Source organism: Tistrella mobilis (assembly GCF_041468085.1).
Classification (GTDB): domain Bacteria; phylum Pseudomonadota; class Alphaproteobacteria; order Tistrellales; family Tistrellaceae; genus Tistrella; species Tistrella mobilis_A.
This window is the reverse complement of sequence record NZ_CP121017.1, coordinates 915,672-932,324: the sequence shown is the minus strand read 5'-3', so window position 1 is coordinate 932,324 and position 16,653 is coordinate 915,672. Positions and strand designations below refer to the sequence as shown.

Below are 16,653 nucleotides of genomic sequence, written 5' to 3'. Positions count from 1 at the left end.
TTTCCCCGCGTCAGTCGGTTGGGGCGGCGGATGCCGGCGGGGCGGTGCGGCCGGGCAGGCAGGCCGTCACCACATCGGTGACCACGGTTGCGGTGCCGGTCACGTCGAAGCGCTGGACGGGCAGCCGGGCGCCCTGCATTTCGAAACGCGTCTCGCCGGCCAGCCGCTCCAGCAGCGCCAGATCGCCTTCCGGCCGCAGCATGTCGGGCGTGGGCCCGGCCCACCAGACACCGGCCTCTGCCGGCCCGTCGCCCACCCGCCACACCACCTCCAGCGCCGCCACCCCCGGCGGCACCCGCCCGCCGGCACGCGCGGCCCCGGCCAGTGCCACCCAGTACAGCACCGGCCCGCCACCGGCGCGGCAGCTGGCGACCAGCACACTCTCCCGCCCCTCGGCCGCCAGATACCAGACCGGCCGCGCGCCCCCGTCCGGCGGGGACGGATCGAAAGGGACAAGTTCAGGCGGCAGGCGTTGCCAGGCGGCATGGGCGGGGGGTGGGAGGGTGACGGCCGCCACCCGCCTGCCCGATCTGCGCCCGCCCCGCCGGTTTCCCGTCGCCATGCCCCTGCACCTGCCCTATCCGCGGTTGATCCGCACGCCTCCCCATGCGCCGAACGCCACCCATACCCTAAAATTACATAGGGTAAAAGACCCCGTGTATTACGCAGATGGTCAGCCGATGGCTTTGTCCGCAGGATCGGGCCCATGGACATCGGCATTCACATCGGCACACGCATCAGAGCGTTCCGCGAAGCCCGCGGTCTGACGCAGGCGCAGCTTGCCCAATTGATGCGCAAGAACGTCGAAACCATCTCCAATTTCGAACGCGGCCGGGTGATCACCAGCATCCGCACGCTCGACCAGCTCGCCCGCATCCTGAACGTGCGGATCGCCGACTTCTTCCTCGACACCCTGCCCGCCCCCGGCGAACTGCAGACCATGTCCGACAGCGCCCTGAAAGTCCTCAACGGGGTGAAGCTGTTGCCGGAAGAAGATGTGGAACTGCTGGCGGGGATTGTGGGGGTGATGGAGCGGCGGCGGCGCTGAAAAGCGTGTCCGAAGACAGGAGATACCCGCCTTTCTTTCTGGCTGAAATCACAAAACCCGCCGTATCAGGCGGGTTTTGGATCGTAAACCGTTGACGATGAGGGGAGGCGTTCGCCCGCATTCTCAAAGCCGATGTCGGGACTGTCGGTCAACGGCGGCCGGAAGTCAATCAACCGGAGAGGCAGCAGCCCCCGTCGCAACTCGGCCTCGCTGATGGCGCTGAGGAAAAGCTCCGTCGGCTCGTGCCGCGCGAACCAGTCCAGGACCACAGCCGCGGGAACGGCGCGCATCACGTCCGAGATGACATTGGTGTCGACCAGAATCATGCGTGCGATCCGCAGCCCTCAGGAAAATGACGGCGGTTCGCGCATTGTCCCCCGCCCCGGAGCCTCCAGATCCACCCCACCAATGGCGGCAAAGCGGGCATGAATGGTCCGGCCCAGGTTTTCCGACACGGCGGCCCGACCCTGCGCCGCCTTCATGTCCGCGTCCTCGGCCGTGCTGCCGGTGATCACCTGGTGCAGGATGTCCCGCGCTTCCTCTTCCACCGACCGGCCGTGCTCGGCGGCGCGGCGACTGAGGCGGCGTGTCAGCGCGTTGTCCAGATCGTGGATGGTGATGCTGGTCATGACCCTGTCTCCGGCCGTGTCCGTTCAGGTCGCCAGGCCGGTGAATGCGCAGAGCGGCAGGTGCGTGGCCCGGGTCCACATGCGGGTCTCCAGACGGGTTCTGACAACCGCCTGAAATGGCAGACGATCCCTCGATCAGTCGCCCGCTTTCACGACCGGGGGCCTGCCGGCGGGGCAGGCTGGCGGCATTGCCGTGTCGGATATGCGCCCTGCCTCGCGGAACGTGACCATGCGTCCGCGCTGTTCGTCCCACAGGGCATAGCGCACCGCGCCGAGCCCCGCCCGGAGGGACAGGGTCGGAACATCATGCAGCTCGCGGATCGACTCATGACATTCCTGGAGCCGATAGTTGGGGATGCGTGCATTCAGATGATGCACATGATGAAAACCGATATTCCCGGTGAACCATTGCAGAACGGCCGGCAGGCGCAGGCAGGTCGATCCCTGCAGGGAGGCTGAGACCGGATCCCAGTCACGCTCGCGCGCCCACCGCGTCGTCTCGGCCCGATGCTGGACGGAAAACAGCCATACGCCGATGATCGACGCCAATATCATGACCGGAAGTTGTATGCTCGCGACCTCACCGAAGCCGAGCAGCAGACCCAGGCCACCGAATAGCGCGACCAGCGCCGCATCGGTCACATAGACCGCCCGACGTTCGCGTCGCCATGTCGGCGGTGCGTCGAACGGCACCCGGTAGAGCCCCAGAAAGACCAGGGGCGGCAGGAGAAGATTGGCGACCAGCGGATGCCGGGTCGTCCGGCACCACCAGCGCCGCCACGGGCTAAGGTCGTTGTATTCGGCGACGGTGAGGCAGGATGAATAGATGTCGGCGCCGCTCTGCCGGCGGTCGAGATTGTTCCACACGCCGTGATGGCCCGCATGCTGACGGCGCCAGGATGCGTAAGGCGCCAGCGTGAAGAGGCTGCAGGCAAAGCCCAGAAGATCGTTTGCCCGGCGTTCGCGAAAAAACGACCAGTGCCCGCAATCATGCTGAATGATGAAGATGCGCACCAGAAACCCGGCGGCCAGCGGAGCAAGCGCCAGCGACAGCCAGTAGGATATATCGCTTAAGAGATACATGGCGGCACAGCTGGCCCAGAAGCCGCCGAACGATGTTGCCACCTGGAGGAGGCTCTTGTGTAAGATCGGCGCCTGGAAATGCCGCGCATCCCGTCGCAGATCTGCTGATGTATTCATGCTGTGTACTCTTGCTGGGCCGGAATCGTCAGAGGCTCTCTCGCCAGAGGCTCCGGAATGAAACGGCTCGGGATCACTTTGGTTCCGCGTCTGCCGCTGTCTTCGGCGCGCCGGTCCTGCTGACGACCATGATCACGGCCCACCATGATCACGCTGGCGCCGCCCCTCGGCATCGATCGCCTTCTGCAGGGACGATGATCCCCCCTGCGCCTGAAATCGCCCGGTCTGCGACAGTTATCCGGGCGTCGATACGCCCCGCCAGATCTTGAACATATGGTGTCCCGATCTGCTACAAACAACAGACCGCAATATTTTCAAAGTATTCGACCGCCGGACATCCGGGGGCGAAGCCCGCCTCACCCGAAAAATACGAAGCCCCGCCTGATGGCGGGGCTTCGCGGAAGCCGGTGGTACGGATGCCGTCAGGGCCTGAACCCCGCCGCCCTGAAGCCCGGCCTGCGCAGCGGAGCCGCCAGATTGGCGAATTCGCAGAGCAGCGGGCGGGTGTCGCGGGGGTCGATGATTTCCTCGATCGAGAAGGCCTCGGCGCTGCGGAAGGGGGAGCGGACCTTTTCCAGCCGTTCGGTGATTTCGGCCATCGCGGCCTCGCGGTCGGGAGCCTTGTCGAGTTCGGCGCGATAGGCGACCTCGATCCCCCCTTCCATGGGCAGCGATCCCCAGTCGCCCGAGGGCCAGGCAAAGCGATAGCGCGCGCGGGTATGGTTCATCATCGCGGCGCCAGCCACGCCGAAGGCCCGGCGGATGACAACCGTGCACCAGGGCACCCGCGCCTGATACACCGCCGAAAGCGCCCGGGCGCCGTGGCGGATGGTGGCGGTCTTCTCGGCATCCAGCCCGATCAGGAAACCCGGGATGTCGACCAGATGCACCACCGGCAGGTGGAAGGTGTCGGCAAGGTCCACGAAGCGCACCACCTTCTGCGCCGTGTCGGCCGTCCAGCCGCCGCCGTAGAAATGCGGGTCGCTGGCCAGCACGGCCACCGGCCAGCCGTCGATCCGGGCCAGGCCGGTGATGGCCGAGCGGCCGAACCACTTGCCCATCTCGAAGAAACTGCCCTGGTCGACCACCGATTTCACGATCCGGCGCATGTCATAGACCCGGCGGCGTTCCCGGGGCACCGCCTTGATCAGCCAGTCGTCGCGGCGCTCCGGATCGTCGGTCGGCGCAATCCGGGGCGGCAGCTCGTCCACCGAAGACGGCAGGTAAGAGAGGAAACGGCGGGCGCGCTCGAACGCCTCGGCCTCGCTTTCGACCACATCGTCGACCGCGCCGGCCTTGGCGTGGATCATCGCGCCGCCCAGCTCTTCCTTGGTCAGGCTTTCGCCCGCCCGCGCCACCACCGCGGGGCCGGCGATGAACATCTGCGAGATGTCCTTCACCATCAGCGAATAATGGCTGGCAACCGTCTTCGCGGCGCCGAGCCCCGCCACCGAGCCCAGCGCCAGCGCCACGACCGGGATGGTTTCAAGGTTCTGCACCACCACCTCCCAGCCGGGATTGGCGGGCACATAGGTATGGCCGATGGTCTCGTAGGATTTGACCGAGCCGCCGCCGCCGGTGCCGTCGACCAGGCGGATCAGCGGCTGGCGGTATTCCCCGGCCAGCTTTTCGCACTGCACCTGCTTTTCGTGGATCGAGGCATCGGCGGCACCGCCGCGGACGGTGAAATCATCACCGCCCACCACCACCGGCCGGCCGTCGATCCGGCCGCGGCCGAAGACGAAATTGGCCGGCGACAGATCGACCAGATTGCCGTCCGCATCATAGCTGCCGCGGCCGGCGACCGAGCCGATCTCGCGAAAGCTGCCCTGGTCCAGCAGGGCGTCGATGCGCTCCCGCACCGTCAGCTTGCCGTTGGCATGCTGACGCGCGACTTTTTCTTCACCACCCATCCGCGCGGTCATCGCCTGACGACGGCGCAGGTCCTCGATATCGGCTTCCCAGCTCATATGGAACGTTTCCTCGTTCTTGTTGTCGGCAAAGTATGGGCGATGCGTCAACGCTGATCAAATAAACGTTTGAATTAGCCTGGGGCCGGTGCTTCACTTGGGCCCATGCGCGGTGCAGGGATCCGCTGCCGAAGACCGGGGCATGCCGGCCCCGCGGGAGACGGCGGACCGCCCGCGCGGGAGAGGAGATGCCTGGATCATGACCACCGCCGCCGCTGCACCCGCCACTGCGTCGGGCTTCGCCGATGAAGCCGCCTATCTCGCCCATGTCGCGAAGCTCCGCGAGGATCGCTGGCCGGCCGGGTTGCCGCGCCAGGCGCATTACCCGCTGGGCGAGATCGCGATCACCGATTATCTCAGCCGGCGCGCGGCCGCCAATCCCGACAAGACCGCGATCATCTTCTATGGTCGCGAGATCAGCTTCGGTGAACTGGACCGGCTGTCGGACCGCTTCGCCGCCCATCTGGCCGCTCTGGGCCTGGTGCCGGGCGACCGGGTCGCCGTGTTCCTGCCCAACTGCCCGCAATTCCTGATCGCCTTTTACGGCATCCTCAAGGCCGGCTGCATCCATGTGCCGGTCAACCCGATGTTCAAGGAACTGGAACTCGCCTACGAGCTGAACGACACCGAAGCCAAGGTGATCGTGGTGCTGGACCAGCTTTATCCGCTGGTCGAGGCGGTGCGGGCCAGAACGGCGCTCAAGACGGTCTACACCACCGCCTTCGCCGACATGGCACCCGAGGGCGAGCCGACCCTGCCGGTGCCGGCGGGGCTGTTCGCCGCCCCGCGCGACTGCGCCGGCGCCGACGGCCGGTTCATGGAGGTGCTGGCGGCAGAGACCGGCCCGCGCCCCGACCATCAGGCCGATCTGGATGCCTGGGCCGCCATCAACTACACCGGCGGCACCACCGGCATGCCCAAGGGCTGCATCCACACCCAGCGCGACATGGTCTATACCTCGGCCGCCTCCGCCAGCTTCGTGTCGCCGGGCGACGAGACCGACGTGCTGCTGAACTTCCTGCCGGTGTTCTGGATCGCGGGCGAAAATCTGGGTGTGCTGCTGCCGGTCTTCAGCGGCTCGACCATGGTGCTGCTGGCGCGCTGGGACGGCGATGCGGTGCTGGCCGCGATCGAGCGCTACCGGGTCAGCCGCGGCTCGATGATCATGGACAACATCGTCGAGCTGATGGACCGGCCCGACATCACCGCCCGCGACCTCTCGTCGCTGCGCTCCATGACCACGATCTCGTTCGTGAAGAAGCTGAACCCGGAGTTCCGCCGCCGCTGGCACGAGCTGACCGGCCTCACGCTCCGCGAGACCTCGTACGGCATGACCGAGACCCACACCTCGGACACCTTCACCACCGGCATGCAGGCGGATGATTACGACCTCAAATCCGCCCCGGTCTTCGTGGGCTTCCCGGTGCCGGGCACCGAGGTCAAGATCTGCGATTTCACGACCGGAGAGCTGAAGCCGCTCGGCGCCGAGGGCGAGGTGCTGATCCGCACGCCCTCTCTGCTCAAGGGCTATCTCAACAAGCCCGAGGCCACCGCGGAGGCGCTGGTCGACGGCTGGCTGCGCACCGGCGATATCGGCGTGATCGAAGAGGACGGCTCGTTCCGCTATCTGGGCCGGCGCAAGGAGATGCTGAAGGTCAAGGGCATGAGCGTCTTCCCCTCGGAAATCGAGACGCTGCTGGGCCAGCACCCGGCCATCGCCGGCAGCGCCGTGATCGGCCGCCCCGATGCCGACAAGGGCGAGGTTCCGGTCGCCTTCATCCGGCTGGACCCCGACCGCGCCGAAGGCATCACCGCCGATGTGCTCGACGCCTGGTGCCGCAAGGCCATGGCGGTCTACAAGGTGCCCGAGATCCGCATCGTCGACACCCTGCCGATGACCGCCACCGGCAAGGTGAAGAAGGAAGAACTGGCGAAGAGCCTGTAAGAAAAGTCCGTAAACCGGGAACCCGCCCGCCCCGACCGGGGCGGGCGGTTGCCCGCAATCAGGCCGGCGGCGCGTAGCCGAAGGCGGGCACGGCGCTGGCGGCGGTTTCGACCCACACGCTCTTCACCCGCACATATTCCAGCAGGCCCTCATAGCCGCTGGAGCGGCCATAGCCGCTCTCGCCGAAGCCGCCGAAGGGCGACATCACGCCGATGGTCTTGTAGCCGTTGATCCAGAAGGTGCCGGCCTTCACCGCCGCCGCCACCCGGTGTGCCCGGCCGACATCCTGCGTCCAGACCGCGCCGGCCAGGCCGAAACGGCTGTCATTGGCGATCGCCACCGCCTCGGCCTCGTCGTCGAAGGGGATCACCGAGACCACCGGCCCGAAGATCTCTTCGCGCGCCACCTCCATGCTGTTGGCAACGCCGGCCAGCACGGTCGGGGCATAGAAGAAACCGTCTTCCAGCCCGCCGCCGGCCAGCCCTGCCGGCCGCCCGGCGCCCGCGGCCGCGCGGGCACCCTGCGCCAGGCCGCGGCCGACCAGCTCGCCGATCCGGGCATGCTGGGCGCCGCTCACGATCGGGCCGATCTGGGTCGCGGGGTCCAGCGGGTCGCCGATCGGGATCCGGCCGGCCGCCTCGGCCAGCCGCGCCACCACCCGGTCATGCACCCGCCGGTCGACCAGCAGCCGCGATCCCGCCACGCAGGACTGGCCGGCGCCCGAGAAGATCGCCGCCTGGGCGCCCAGAACCGCCCGGTCCAGATCGGCATCGGCGAAGACGATATTGGCCGATTTGCCGCCCAGCTCCAGAACGCAGGGCACCACCCGCGCCGCCGCCTGCGCCGCGATACGGGCACCGGTTGCGGGCGAGCCCACGAACACCACCTTCGCACAGGCCGGATGCGCGATCGCCGCCGCCCCGACCGTATGGCCGGCACCGATCAGCACGTTGACCGCCCCCGCCGGCACGCCGGCTTCCGTGATCACCGCGCCCAGCGCCACCGAGGTCAGCGGCGTCAGCTCCGACGGCTTCAGCAGCACGGCATTGCCGGTCGCCAGCGCCGGGGCCAGCTGCCAGCCGGCGGTGAAGATCGGCGCATTCCAGGGCGTGATCTGCACCACCACGCCATAGGGCTCGTAGCGGGTATAGTTCAGATGGCTGGTCGGCACGGGGATCACCGCGCCATGCAGCTTGTCGGCCCAGCCGGCATAATATTCGAACATCTCGGCGACCTTGGTCGCCTCGGCGCGGGTGTCGCGCAGCGGCTTGCCGGCGGTCAGGCTTTCCAGCCGGGCGAAATCCTCGATCCGCGCCCGCACCGCCTGGGCCGCCGCCCACAGCACCCGGCCGCGCGCGGCATGGGTCAGCCCGGCCCAGGCGGTCTGGCCGGCCAGGGCCGCCGCCGCCGCCTCGTCCACCAGCGCCGCACCGCCATCGGCCAGGCTCAGCACAAGGCGGCCGGTTGCGGGGTCGATCAGGGGCAGCGCCTCGCCTTCGCCATCGACCACCCGGCCGTCGACGAAGCTGCCGATCCGGTCGGAACCGGTCAGGCGGGCAAAGATGGCGCGGATTTCGGCCGTGCTGTCGGCCGGGCGATGGGCGGTCATGTCAGTCATGTCTCGGGCTCCCGGGTCAGTCGAGCGCGGCAATGCGGTTGAAATCCTCGCCATCGGCCAGGCCGGCGGCACTCTCGCGCCAGAGCCGCCCCGCCACCTCCAGCAGCGGCATGGCCTGGCCGGTCTCGGCCGCCAGCGCCTCGGCCAGGCGCACATCCTTGCGCATCAGCCCCATGGTGAAGCCGCTGTCGAAGCTGCCCGACAGGATCCAGCGCGGGAAGTTCACCTCCGACACGCCGGCCCGGCCCGATCCGGCGTTCAGCGCGCCGATCAGGGTTTCGGCCTCGACCCCGGCGGCGACGCCCATTCGCACCGCTTCCGACACGGTCAGCAGATGCGCGGCACAGAGCAGGTTGTTGACCAGCTTGACCACATGGCCGGCCCCCACCGCGCCGCACAGCGAGATCTTCGCCGACAGCGCCTCCAGCACCGGCCGGGCGCGGTCGATATCGGCCGACGCACCGCCGACCATCATGGTCAGCGTGCCGGCCGCGGCCCCGGCCGGCCCGCCCGAGACCGGGGCATCGACCAGGGCATGGCCGGCTTCCGCCAGCGCCGCCGCCAGCCGGCGGGTCACCGCGGGCTCGGACGTCGTGGTGTCGATCACCAGCCGTCCGGTCAGGGCGGCGGCCAGAAGACCGCCCTCCCCCGCCAGCACCGCCTCGACATGCGCGGCCATCGGCAGCGACAGCACGGCGATCTCTGCGGCGGCAAAGGCCGCGGCCGGGCTTGCCGCCAGCGCGATGCCGGCCGCCCTGGCGCGGGCTTCGGCATCCGGCGCCGGATCATAGCCGGTGACCGCGAAGCCGGCCTTCGCCAGCGTGGCTGCCATGGCGGCGCCCATATTGCCGAGGCCGATGACGGCGACCCGTCGGTCGGTCATGTCGTCACTCCTGGAAAGCGTGAGGGGGAATGTCGATCGCGGGCGAAGACCCGATGACAGGCCGGCCGTGACTTGGGCCGCCTGCCTCATGATCTTGCGCGGACATCCGGGCGGGGGATGTTTTCCGGCTGTCCGCCCCCCGAAAATGAGCGCGCGCCAGCCCCCCGCTCAAGCGCTATTGCCGGAACGGCGCGTTGCCGTTATGGCAACGGATGGCGACGGGTTTCGTCACCCGGCCGGCGGCAAGACCCGCCGGTCGTGACCGGATCAGGAGAACGGGGATCATGCTGCGGATCGACGACAAGCCGCTGCGCTATTTCCTGGCGGTGTTCGAGGCGGGCTCGATCCGGGCGGCCGCCGACGGGCTGCACATCGCGCCCTCGGCGATCAGCCGTCAGGTGGCCGGGCTCGAAGCCGATCTGGGCGTGCTGCTGATGGAGCGCACCAAACAGGGCATCCGCTTCACCGAAGCCGGCCGCCTGGTCGCCGGCCATGCCCGCCGCCGGCTGGAACTCGACGACGGTTTCGCCGCCGAACTGGCCGCCGCCAAGGGCGGCATCGCCGGCCGGGTGCATGTCATCACCGGCGAGGGCTTCGTGGTCGACCTTATGCACCACGCGGTCTCGGCACTGGCCCGCACCTATCCCGAGGTGCAGCTCTCGATCGATGTCGGCGGCACCGACCGGATGATGCAGGGCATCCTGAAGGATGCCTATGATATCGGCCTGGTCTTCAACCCACCGCGCCTGCCCGAACTCGACGTGCTGGCAGAGGCCGACAAGCCGCTCTGCGTTCTGGTGCCGCCCGGCCATGCGCTCGCCGGCCGCGACAGCTGCCAGCTGGCCGAAACCCTCGATCAGCCGGCGGCACTGCTCGCCGAAACCTTCGGCGTCCGCAAGCTGATCGCAGGGGCGGAGGCCGCCTCGGGCCTGCGCATCCGGCCCAAGCTCGTCACCGATTCGATCAACGTCGCCATGCATTTCGTGCTCGGCGGCGCCGGCATCACCTATCTGCCGGCCTTCGCCGTCTCCCGCCAGCTCCGCCGCGGCGAGGTCCACGCCATCCCGCTGACCGACGCCCCGCTGGCCCACGTCCCCTCCCGCATCGTCGTCCGCTCCGGCCGCCCCCGCACCGGCGCCGTCCGCGCCGTCGCCGACCTCATGGCCCACCATATGGAAGCCTTCGGCGCGGAAGCGGGGTGACGCCGCGGGCCTTTCCCGCCCTCCCCCCCGGACCGTGCCGCCACAGGCCGCCCTTGACAAAGGGCCGGAAGAGGGGGAGTTTGAAGGCACGACCATTTGCGCCGGTCATGGAAACTTTATTACATCTTTTGCATATTCATACGCGTGAGGCAGGGCCACTGCGCTGATCCCCATGCGACGTCCAGGTACTTGTCCCCTTCCGTATTCCGACAGCCCTGTCCGACTCAGTACATGCCAATATCCCACCCAATATTTATACCGTCATCCCGGCGAAGGCCGGGATCCAGGTTCGTCTCCGCACGAAGACCATCGAACCACCTGCCGCCTGCCCCGACAGCCGTCCCAGGCCACCGCCCCCAGACCCACCCCGCCTCGCCCGCGAACCCCAAGCTCCCGTAAAAAACCCCGGGAGGTTCGCGGAAAAAATTCTCGCCAATTTTCAATCAGTTAAATTTCACAAAATCATCATGTTCATACCAAAGCATGACCTCCGGAGTAGGTTCGCGCTGATCGCCTTTTTCCGGCCCCGGATTCAGGGTATTAAGAAGGGGTGAGTCGCACCCTTGCGGGTGCGTGGATTGAAACCTGGCCGGAATGCTGGTCGAGCGGCCGGACGGGGTCGCACCCTTGCGGGTGCGTGGATTGAAACAAAACCTATGCGCGTCTCTGGAATGAGAAGGATGGTCGCACCCTTGCGGGTGCGTGGATTGAAACCCGGCATCTGCCGATCGTCGACGGACGCGCGGCGTCGCACCCTTGCGGGTGCGTGGATTGAAACCTGGCGGGCTGATCGGGATGGCCGATCGCGGCGCGTCGCACCCTTGCGGGTGCGTGGATTGAAATTCGAACGCAACACCATATCCCGACAGCCCCGTCCGACTCAGGACCTGCCAGTCCCCACCCGACATTTATACCGTCATCCCGGCGAAGGCCGGGATCCAGGTTGGCTTCTACGGGAATGGATGGCGAATATTTGCAGGGACCGACATGTCAGCCATGGTGGCGAACTTGGCTATCGGGACAGGCGGCAGGTCGTTCGACGGTCTTCCGACGTTCTTCGCGCGGAGACGAACCTGGATCCCGGCCTTCGCCGGGATGACGGTGGCCGTATGGTGCGACCACCGGATATGACGGCGCCGGACAGCCCCTGAAAACGACATGACTGCCCCGGACGATCGCCGTCCAAACGGCCCCCCTGGTGCCCGCACCCAAACGGCGACGCCGCAGCAGCGGGCAAGGGGGCGACCGTGCCGCTCACCTGCTCCGTTCCGCCGGGATGACGGTGGCCGTATGGTGCGACCACCGGATATGACGGCGCCGGACAGCCCCTGAAAACGACATGACTGCTCCGGACGATCACCGTCCAACCGGCCCCCCCGCCACCCGCACCGCCTCGGCATGCATCAGCCCCAGGATCCGCTTCTTCCAGCCCATGAAATCCCCCGTGGTCAGGGCGTCGATGCCGCGCGGGCGGGGCAGGTCGATCACCATGGACGACCGGATGCGCCCGGGGCGCGCGCTCATCACATGGACCTCGTCGCCCAGCAGGATCGCCTCGTCGATGTCGTGGGTGATGAACAGCACGGTCTTGCGGCGCTGCTGCCAGATCTCCAGCAGCAGTTCCTGCATCACCTGGCGGGTCTGGCTGTCCAGCGCGCCGAAGGGTTCGTCCATCAGCAGGATGCGCGGGTCGTTGGCCAGCGCCCGGGCCAGGGCCACGCGCTGGCGCATGCCGCCCGACAGTTCCGTCGGATAGGCATCACCGAAGCCGGTCAGGTGCACCGCTTCGATCAGCTCGTCGGCGATGGCGGCGCGCGCGGCCCTGGCCATACCGTCCAGCTTCGGCCCGAACATCACGTTCTCGCGCACCGTCAGCCAGGGGAACAGGGTGTAGCTCTGGAACACCATCCCCCGCTCCCGCGAGGGGCCGTCGATCGGGCGTCCGTCCAGGGTGATCCGGCCGTCATCCGGGCGTTCCAGCCCGGCCACCAGCCGGAGCAGGGTGGATTTGCCGCAGCCCGAGGGGCCGACGATCACCGAGAAGGTATCCGGGCGCACGGTCAGCGACACATCATCCAGCGCCACCACCGGGGGTTTGCCGCGGGTCTGGAAGCGGACGGACACATCCGCGATGTCAAGCAGGCTCATAGGGGTCACCACCCGATCGGAAGCGCAGGAAGGGCCAGGTCGGCGGAAGGGGGCTGTCTCGGAGGAAGGGGGCCGGCTCAGAGGCCGGCGGCCCAGGGCAGCAGGCGCCGGCGCAGCCATTTGAACAGGGCGTCGGTGATCAGCCCCAACAGCCCGATGGTCAGCACGCCCAGCAGGATCACATCGGTGAACAGGCCGCGCATGGCGTTCAGGATCATGTAGCCCAGGCCGCTATCGGCCGCGACCAGCTCGGCCACCACCAGATAGGTCCAGGCCCAGCCCATGGTGACGCGCAGATTGTCCATCACCCCGGGCAGGCAGGCGGGCACCAGCACCTGGCGCACCACCTGGCCGCGGCTGGCGCCCAGCGTATAGGCGCAGTCGACCAGATCCCGGCTCACCCGCGCCGAGACGTCCGAGATCAGGATCAGCTGCTGAAAGAAGGTGCCGAGGAAGATCACCATGATCTTCTGCTCCACCCCGATGCCGATCCACAGGATCAGCAGCGGGATCAGGGCCGAGATCGGGATGTAGCGCATGAAGCCGGTCACCGGCTCCACCAGCGCCTGCACCGCCGGGAAGCTGCCCATCAGAATGCCGATCGGCACCGCCAGCACCGAGGCCAGAAGGAAACCCGCCAGGATCACCTGCAGGCTGGCGACGATATGGCCGAACAGCGACAGGTTCAGGATCCGCTCCAGCCCCGCCCCCAGCACCTGGCCGGGGGTGGCCAGGAAGTCGGGCGGGGTCAACCCGCCATAGGTGAGCCCGCACCAGAGCCCGGCGATGGCCAGCACCGATGCGGCGCCGAGGCCCAGAGAGGTGCCGCGTGGCAGCGAAATCTTGGGCGAAAACAGCGTTCTGGTCCACATGGGTACCGGCCCTCCGCTCACGCTCAGTCAACCACGCCGGCAACCACGCCGGTCGCGATCATCCGGGCCGGCCCGGCCGCCGCCTTGAACAGCCCTGCCGCCTCGCCCAGGCTCTGCGCCATGGTGATGGTGGCCAGAATGCCGTCCGGATTGGCCGGGTCCATGAAGCGGCGGTTCATATCGGCATCGTAGAAGGCGATGCCGGCGCGGGTTTCGGCAAAGACCGCCGGGTCTTCCAGCCAGCCGCCCACCCCCTTGGCCATGATCCGGTCGGCCTCGGCCTCGTGGGTCTTCTGCCAGTCGACCGCGGCACTCCAGGCCCGGTAGAGCGCCTGCAGCGCCGGCCGGCGCGCCTCCAGCGTCGGCACCGTGGTGACCATGACATCGGCGATCAGCCCCGGCCGGCTGGCGCTGTCCACCAGCACCGCGCCATGGGGCGTCGCCTTGCCGCGGCTCAGCCACGGTTCCCAGGTCACCGCCGCATCCACCCGCCCGGCCACGAAGGCCGCCCCGGCATCGCCGGCGGTCATGTTGCGGGTCTCGATATCGGCCAGCGTCAGCCCGGCATCCTTCAGCAGCACGCTCAGGAAGAATTGCGACACCGAGCCTTCGGTATAGGCGACCGTGCGCCCCTTCAGGCCGGCGACCGAGGTGATCTCGCGCCGGGCGACGATGCCGTCGCCGCCGCGGCTGTCGTCGATCGCGAACAGATAGGTCAGCGGCCGTTCGGCCGTCGAAAAGCCCAGCACCGTATCGATGGTGGTGACCGCGACATCGACCCGGCCGGCGGCCAGCGCCGGCATGCGGGTCTTCACGTCCTCCATCATCACCAGATCGACCTCCAGCCCTTCCTTCGCGAAGAAGCCCTGGTCGCGGGCGATGAACAGCGGGCCGTAACCGACCCAGGTGGAGAGCGCGAGCTTGAGTTTTTCGGCAGCGCCGGCCGGCGCGCCGGCACCGAAGACGAGCGCGAGGCCAAGGGCGGCGGCGCCGAGGCGGGAACGGATCCGCATGGGCATGGGCGATCCTCCGGATCAGGGTGGTGGGGCGCAGACGATCAGCCGGCGCGGCCGCGGAGCGCGGGCGACACGGCAAGCAGGCAGAGCAGTTCGAACATCAGCGAGGCGCCGACCCAGGCGGTGCCGCCGGCCGGATCGAAGGGCGGCGAGACCTCCACCAGATCCGCGCCGATCAGGTTGAGCCCGGCCAGCGCGCGCAGCATGCGCTGCGCCTCTCGCGTGGTCAGGCCGCCGATCTCGGGCGTGCCGGTGCCGGGTGCGAAGGCGGGGTCCAGGCAGTCGATGTCGAAGGTGAGGTAAGTGGGCGCCGTGCCGGCGATCGCGCGGGCCTCGGCCATCACATCCTCGACGCCGCGGGCCTCGCATTCCTCGATGCGGATGATCCGCACCCCCTGCGCCAGCCCCCAGGCGACGTCGGATCCGTCATACATCGTGCCGCGGATGCCGATCTGCACCACCCGTTTCGGGTCCACCAGCCCGTCTTCGATCGCGCGGCGGAAGGGGGTGCCGTGGGTGTAGCGGAAGCCGCCGAAATAGTCGTGGAACAGGTCGGTATGGGCATCGAAATGGATCAGCCCCACGGGGCCGTCGGCGGCCAGCGCCTTCAGGATCGGATAGGACATCAGATGGTCGCCGCCGGCCGACAGCGGCAGGATGCCCTGCCGCTTCACCCGCTCGTAGAAACCGGTGATGCGCTGCAGCGTGTCCATCAGATCGGCCGGGTTGACCGGCACATCGCCCAGATCGGCCACCGCCGCCCGGGCATAGGGGTCGTCGCCTGTCGCCGGGTGCAGGGGCCGCAGCATGCACGACAGGTCGCGCAGCTGGCGGGGACCGTGGCGGGCGCCCGGGCGGTTGGTGGTGCCGCCGTCCCAGGGCACGCCCAGAATGCCGATCTCCACCGCCGCCGCCGCGGCCGCGTCGATATCGACCAGCGGCAGGCGCATGAAACTCGCAGGGCCGGCATAGCGCGGCACGTCGAAGGCGGAGACGGGCCGGAAGACGGGAGCTGGAGCGGGGGCGGGGGGCGCGGCGGGACTGGTATCGGGCATGGAACGGGGCTCCAAAGAGGGGCTGCTCCGGTCAGGTTGTCATGGGAAGACACGTCCAATAAGATCGAAGTACAAAACTTCACGTCCGGATTTTGCGACGCATCATGTCCCTGCACGTCCCGCCGCTCAGCGATGTCGATCTGCGCCAGCTGCGCATCTTCCGGTCGGTGGTCGAAAATGGCGGCTTCACGCCGGCCCAGGCCGAACTCGGCATTTCCCGCTCCACGATCAGTGCCCAGATGGCGGCGCTGGAAACCCGGCTCGGCCTCACCCTCTGCCGGCGCGGCCGGTCGGGCTTCGCGCTTACCGAACACGGCCAGAAGGTCTATGCCGAAACGATCAAGTGCTTTGCCGCCCTCGATAATTTCCGCAGCGAGGTGGGGGTGATGCGCGGCCGGCTGGTGGGCGAACTCCGGCTGGGTACGGTCGATGCGGTGGTCGAAAACCCGCGCTGCGCGCTCGATGCCGCCATCGCCGCCTTCAACCAGGCGGTGCCCGACGTCCATGTCACCCTGACCGTGGTCTCACCCAACCAGATCGAAAGCGCGCTGCTCAACCGGCAGATGGAAATCGCTATCGTGCCGAACCAGCCGATGAATGCGGCGGTGCAACTACAGCAGCTTTTCCACGAGGAACAGAACCTCTATTGCGGCGCCCGCCATCCCCTTTTCGGGGCAGAGGCGAAGCAGCTCACCCTCGACCGGCTGGGCGCCCAGGCCCATGCCCGGCGCGGCTATGCCATCGCCACCGGCTATGGCACGCTGTTCGCCGACCCGCCCGCCGCCACCGCCTATTCCATGGAAGGCCTGGCGCATCTGGTGCTGAGCGGGCGTTTCGTCAGCTTCCTGCCCCGCCACTATGCCGCGCAATGGGTGGAGGCCGGCCGCATGCGGGCGCTGCGCCCCGATCTGGTCTCCTTCGGCGTCGCCCTCTGCGCCGCCCATTTCCCGGTCCCGGCGCTGTCCGAAATCGCCCGGGTCTTCCGCCAGCACCTGATCGAGGCCCATCGCGGGTGACCGGCGCTGTTGCCGTCCCGGCATGACGGGCGCTGTTGCCGTCCCGGCAAC

General features: G+C 68.3%; 15 protein-coding genes and 1 CRISPR repeat array. Of the genes, 4 read left to right on the top strand and 11 right to left on the bottom strand.

Annotated elements, in window-relative coordinates:
* Positions 1–10 precede the first annotated feature (10 nt).
* Positions 11–562 (bottom strand): hypothetical protein, encoded by a 552-nt coding sequence (locus P7L68_RS10050; protein ID WP_372004755.1) that lies wholly within the window; start codon positions 560–562, stop codon positions 11–13.
* A 144-nt stretch (positions 563–706) separates the two neighbouring features.
* Between P7L68_RS10050 and P7L68_RS10045 the strand changes: the two genes are divergently transcribed.
* Positions 707–1,048: a helix-turn-helix transcriptional regulator gene (locus P7L68_RS10045; RefSeq protein ID WP_345958344.1), complete on the top strand. Its 342-nt coding sequence runs from the start codon at positions 707–709 to the stop codon at positions 1,046–1,048.
* A gap of 65 nt (positions 1,049–1,113) precedes the next feature.
* Here the strand turns inward: P7L68_RS10045 and P7L68_RS10040 are convergent, their stop codons facing one another.
* The 4 genes from P7L68_RS10040 to P7L68_RS10025 all read right to left on the bottom strand — a co-directional run bounded on the left by P7L68_RS10040 (position 1,114) and on the right by P7L68_RS10025 (position 4,847).
* Positions 1,114–1,374 carry a hypothetical protein gene (locus tag P7L68_RS10040; protein ID WP_372004752.1) on the bottom strand — a complete coding sequence of 87 codons (261 nt, stop codon included), beginning with the start codon at positions 1,372–1,374 and terminating at the stop codon, positions 1,114–1,116.
* Positions 1,375–1,392: 18 nt separating this feature from the next.
* Entirely contained in the window at positions 1,393–1,677 is a 285-nt protein-coding gene (locus tag P7L68_RS10035) for a plasmid stabilization protein (RefSeq protein WP_372004750.1), read from the bottom strand.
* Positions 1,678–1,812: 135 nt separating this feature from the next.
* A complete protein-coding gene (locus tag P7L68_RS10030; protein WP_372004747.1) occupies positions 1,813–2,877 on the bottom strand; it encodes a fatty acid desaturase in 1,065 nt (354 codons plus the stop codon).
* 422 nt (positions 2,878–3,299) lie between these two features.
* On the bottom strand, positions 3,300–4,847 hold the full coding sequence (locus P7L68_RS10025) for an acyl-CoA carboxylase subunit beta (RefSeq protein ID WP_372004745.1): 1,548 nt from the start codon (positions 4,845–4,847) through the stop codon (positions 3,300–3,302).
* Between the two features lie 199 nt (positions 4,848–5,046).
* Here P7L68_RS10025 and P7L68_RS10020 point away from each other — a divergent pair, with 199 nt between their 5' ends.
* Positions 5,047–6,792, top strand: coding sequence for an AMP-binding protein (locus tag P7L68_RS10020; protein WP_372004742.1), 1,746 nt, complete (start codon positions 5,047–5,049; stop codon positions 6,790–6,792).
* 58 nt (positions 6,793–6,850) lie between these two features.
* On the opposite strand, the gene P7L68_RS10015 is transcribed toward P7L68_RS10020, so the two are convergent.
* Complete coding sequence (locus P7L68_RS10015) at positions 6,851–8,410, bottom strand: aldehyde dehydrogenase family protein (protein ID WP_372004739.1); 1,560 nt, start codon at positions 8,408–8,410, stop codon at positions 6,851–6,853.
* A gap of 16 nt (positions 8,411–8,426) precedes the next feature.
* Entirely contained in the window at positions 8,427–9,293 is an 867-nt protein-coding gene (locus P7L68_RS10010; RefSeq protein ID WP_372004736.1) for an NAD(P)-dependent oxidoreductase, read from the bottom strand.
* A gap of 284 nt (positions 9,294–9,577) precedes the next feature.
* Here P7L68_RS10010 and P7L68_RS10005 point away from each other — a divergent pair, with 284 nt between their 5' ends.
* Positions 9,578–10,495, top strand: coding sequence for a LysR family transcriptional regulator (locus P7L68_RS10005; protein ID WP_372004733.1), 918 nt, complete (start codon positions 9,578–9,580; stop codon positions 10,493–10,495).
* 554 nt (positions 10,496–11,049) lie between these two features.
* Positions 11,050–11,338: a CRISPR direct-repeat array (repeat unit 31 nt; unit sequence GTCGCACCCTTGCGGGTGCGTGGATTGAAAC).
* Between the two features lie 513 nt (positions 11,339–11,851).
* Here the strand turns inward: P7L68_RS10005 and P7L68_RS10000 are convergent.
* The 4 genes from P7L68_RS10000 to speB form a co-directional block, all read right to left on the bottom strand.
* Complete coding sequence (locus P7L68_RS10000; RefSeq protein WP_372004731.1) at positions 11,852–12,643, bottom strand: ABC transporter ATP-binding protein; 792 nt, start codon at positions 12,641–12,643, stop codon at positions 11,852–11,854.
* 77 nt (positions 12,644–12,720) lie between these two features.
* Complete coding sequence (locus P7L68_RS09995) at positions 12,721–13,515, bottom strand: ABC transporter permease (protein ID WP_372004728.1); 795 nt, start codon at positions 13,513–13,515, stop codon at positions 12,721–12,723.
* 23 nt (positions 13,516–13,538) lie between these two features.
* Complete coding sequence (locus P7L68_RS09990) at positions 13,539–14,528, bottom strand: ABC transporter substrate-binding protein (RefSeq protein ID WP_372004726.1); 990 nt, start codon at positions 14,526–14,528, stop codon at positions 13,539–13,541.
* 44 nt (positions 14,529–14,572) lie between these two features.
* Positions 14,573–15,586, bottom strand: a complete 1,014-nt coding sequence (gene speB / locus P7L68_RS09985; protein ID WP_372004724.1) for an agmatinase — start codon at positions 15,584–15,586, stop codon at positions 14,573–14,575.
* Positions 15,587–15,690: 104 nt separating this feature from the next.
* On the opposite strand from speB, the gene P7L68_RS09980 reads away from it, so the two are divergent.
* The gene (locus P7L68_RS09980; protein ID WP_372004721.1) at positions 15,691–16,602 is read left to right on the top strand and encodes a LysR family transcriptional regulator; all 912 of its coding nucleotides are present in this window, start codon (positions 15,691–15,693) and stop codon (positions 16,600–16,602) included.
* The last annotated feature ends 51 nt before the right edge of the window (positions 16,603–16,653 follow it).

What these genes read in the sequence shown, in the direction of transcription:
- P7L68_RS10050 (WP_372004755.1), bottom strand. Translation starts at nt 562, where the DNA reads ATGGCGACGGGAAACCGGCGGGGCGGGCGCAGATCGGGCAGGCGGGTG.
- P7L68_RS10045 (WP_345958344.1), top strand. Translation starts at nt 707, where the DNA reads ATGGACATCGGCATTCACATCGGCACACGCATCAGAGCGTTCCGCGAA.
- P7L68_RS10040 (WP_372004752.1), bottom strand. Translation starts at nt 1,374, where the DNA reads ATGATTCTGGTCGACACCAATGTCATCTCGGACGTGATGCGCGCCGTT.
- P7L68_RS10035 (WP_372004750.1), bottom strand. Translation starts at nt 1,677, where the DNA reads ATGACCAGCATCACCATCCACGATCTGGACAACGCGCTGACACGCCGC.
- P7L68_RS10030 (WP_372004747.1), bottom strand. Translation starts at nt 2,877, where the DNA reads ATGAATACATCAGCAGATCTGCGACGGGATGCGCGGCATTTCCAGGCG.
- P7L68_RS10025 (WP_372004745.1), bottom strand. Translation starts at nt 4,847, where the DNA reads ATGAGCTGGGAAGCCGATATCGAGGACCTGCGCCGTCGTCAGGCGATG.
- P7L68_RS10020 (WP_372004742.1), top strand. Translation starts at nt 5,047, where the DNA reads ATGACCACCGCCGCCGCTGCACCCGCCACTGCGTCGGGCTTCGCCGAT.
- P7L68_RS10015 (WP_372004739.1), bottom strand. Translation starts at nt 8,410, where the DNA reads ATGACTGACATGACCGCCCATCGCCCGGCCGACAGCACGGCCGAAATC.
- P7L68_RS10010 (WP_372004736.1), bottom strand. Translation starts at nt 9,293, where the DNA reads ATGACCGACCGACGGGTCGCCGTCATCGGCCTCGGCAATATGGGCGCC.
- P7L68_RS10005 (WP_372004733.1), top strand. Translation starts at nt 9,578, where the DNA reads ATGCTGCGGATCGACGACAAGCCGCTGCGCTATTTCCTGGCGGTGTTC.
- P7L68_RS10000 (WP_372004731.1), bottom strand. Translation starts at nt 12,643, where the DNA reads ATGAGCCTGCTTGACATCGCGGATGTGTCCGTCCGCTTCCAGACCCGC.
- P7L68_RS09995 (WP_372004728.1), bottom strand. Translation starts at nt 13,515, where the DNA reads ATGTGGACCAGAACGCTGTTTTCGCCCAAGATTTCGCTGCCACGCGGC.
- P7L68_RS09990 (WP_372004726.1), bottom strand. Translation starts at nt 14,528, where the DNA reads ATGCGGATCCGTTCCCGCCTCGGCGCCGCCGCCCTTGGCCTCGCGCTC.
- speB (WP_372004724.1), bottom strand. Translation starts at nt 15,586, where the DNA reads ATGCCCGATACCAGTCCCGCCGCGCCCCCCGCCCCCGCTCCAGCTCCC.
- P7L68_RS09980 (WP_372004721.1), top strand. Translation starts at nt 15,691, where the DNA reads ATGTCCCTGCACGTCCCGCCGCTCAGCGATGTCGATCTGCGCCAGCTG.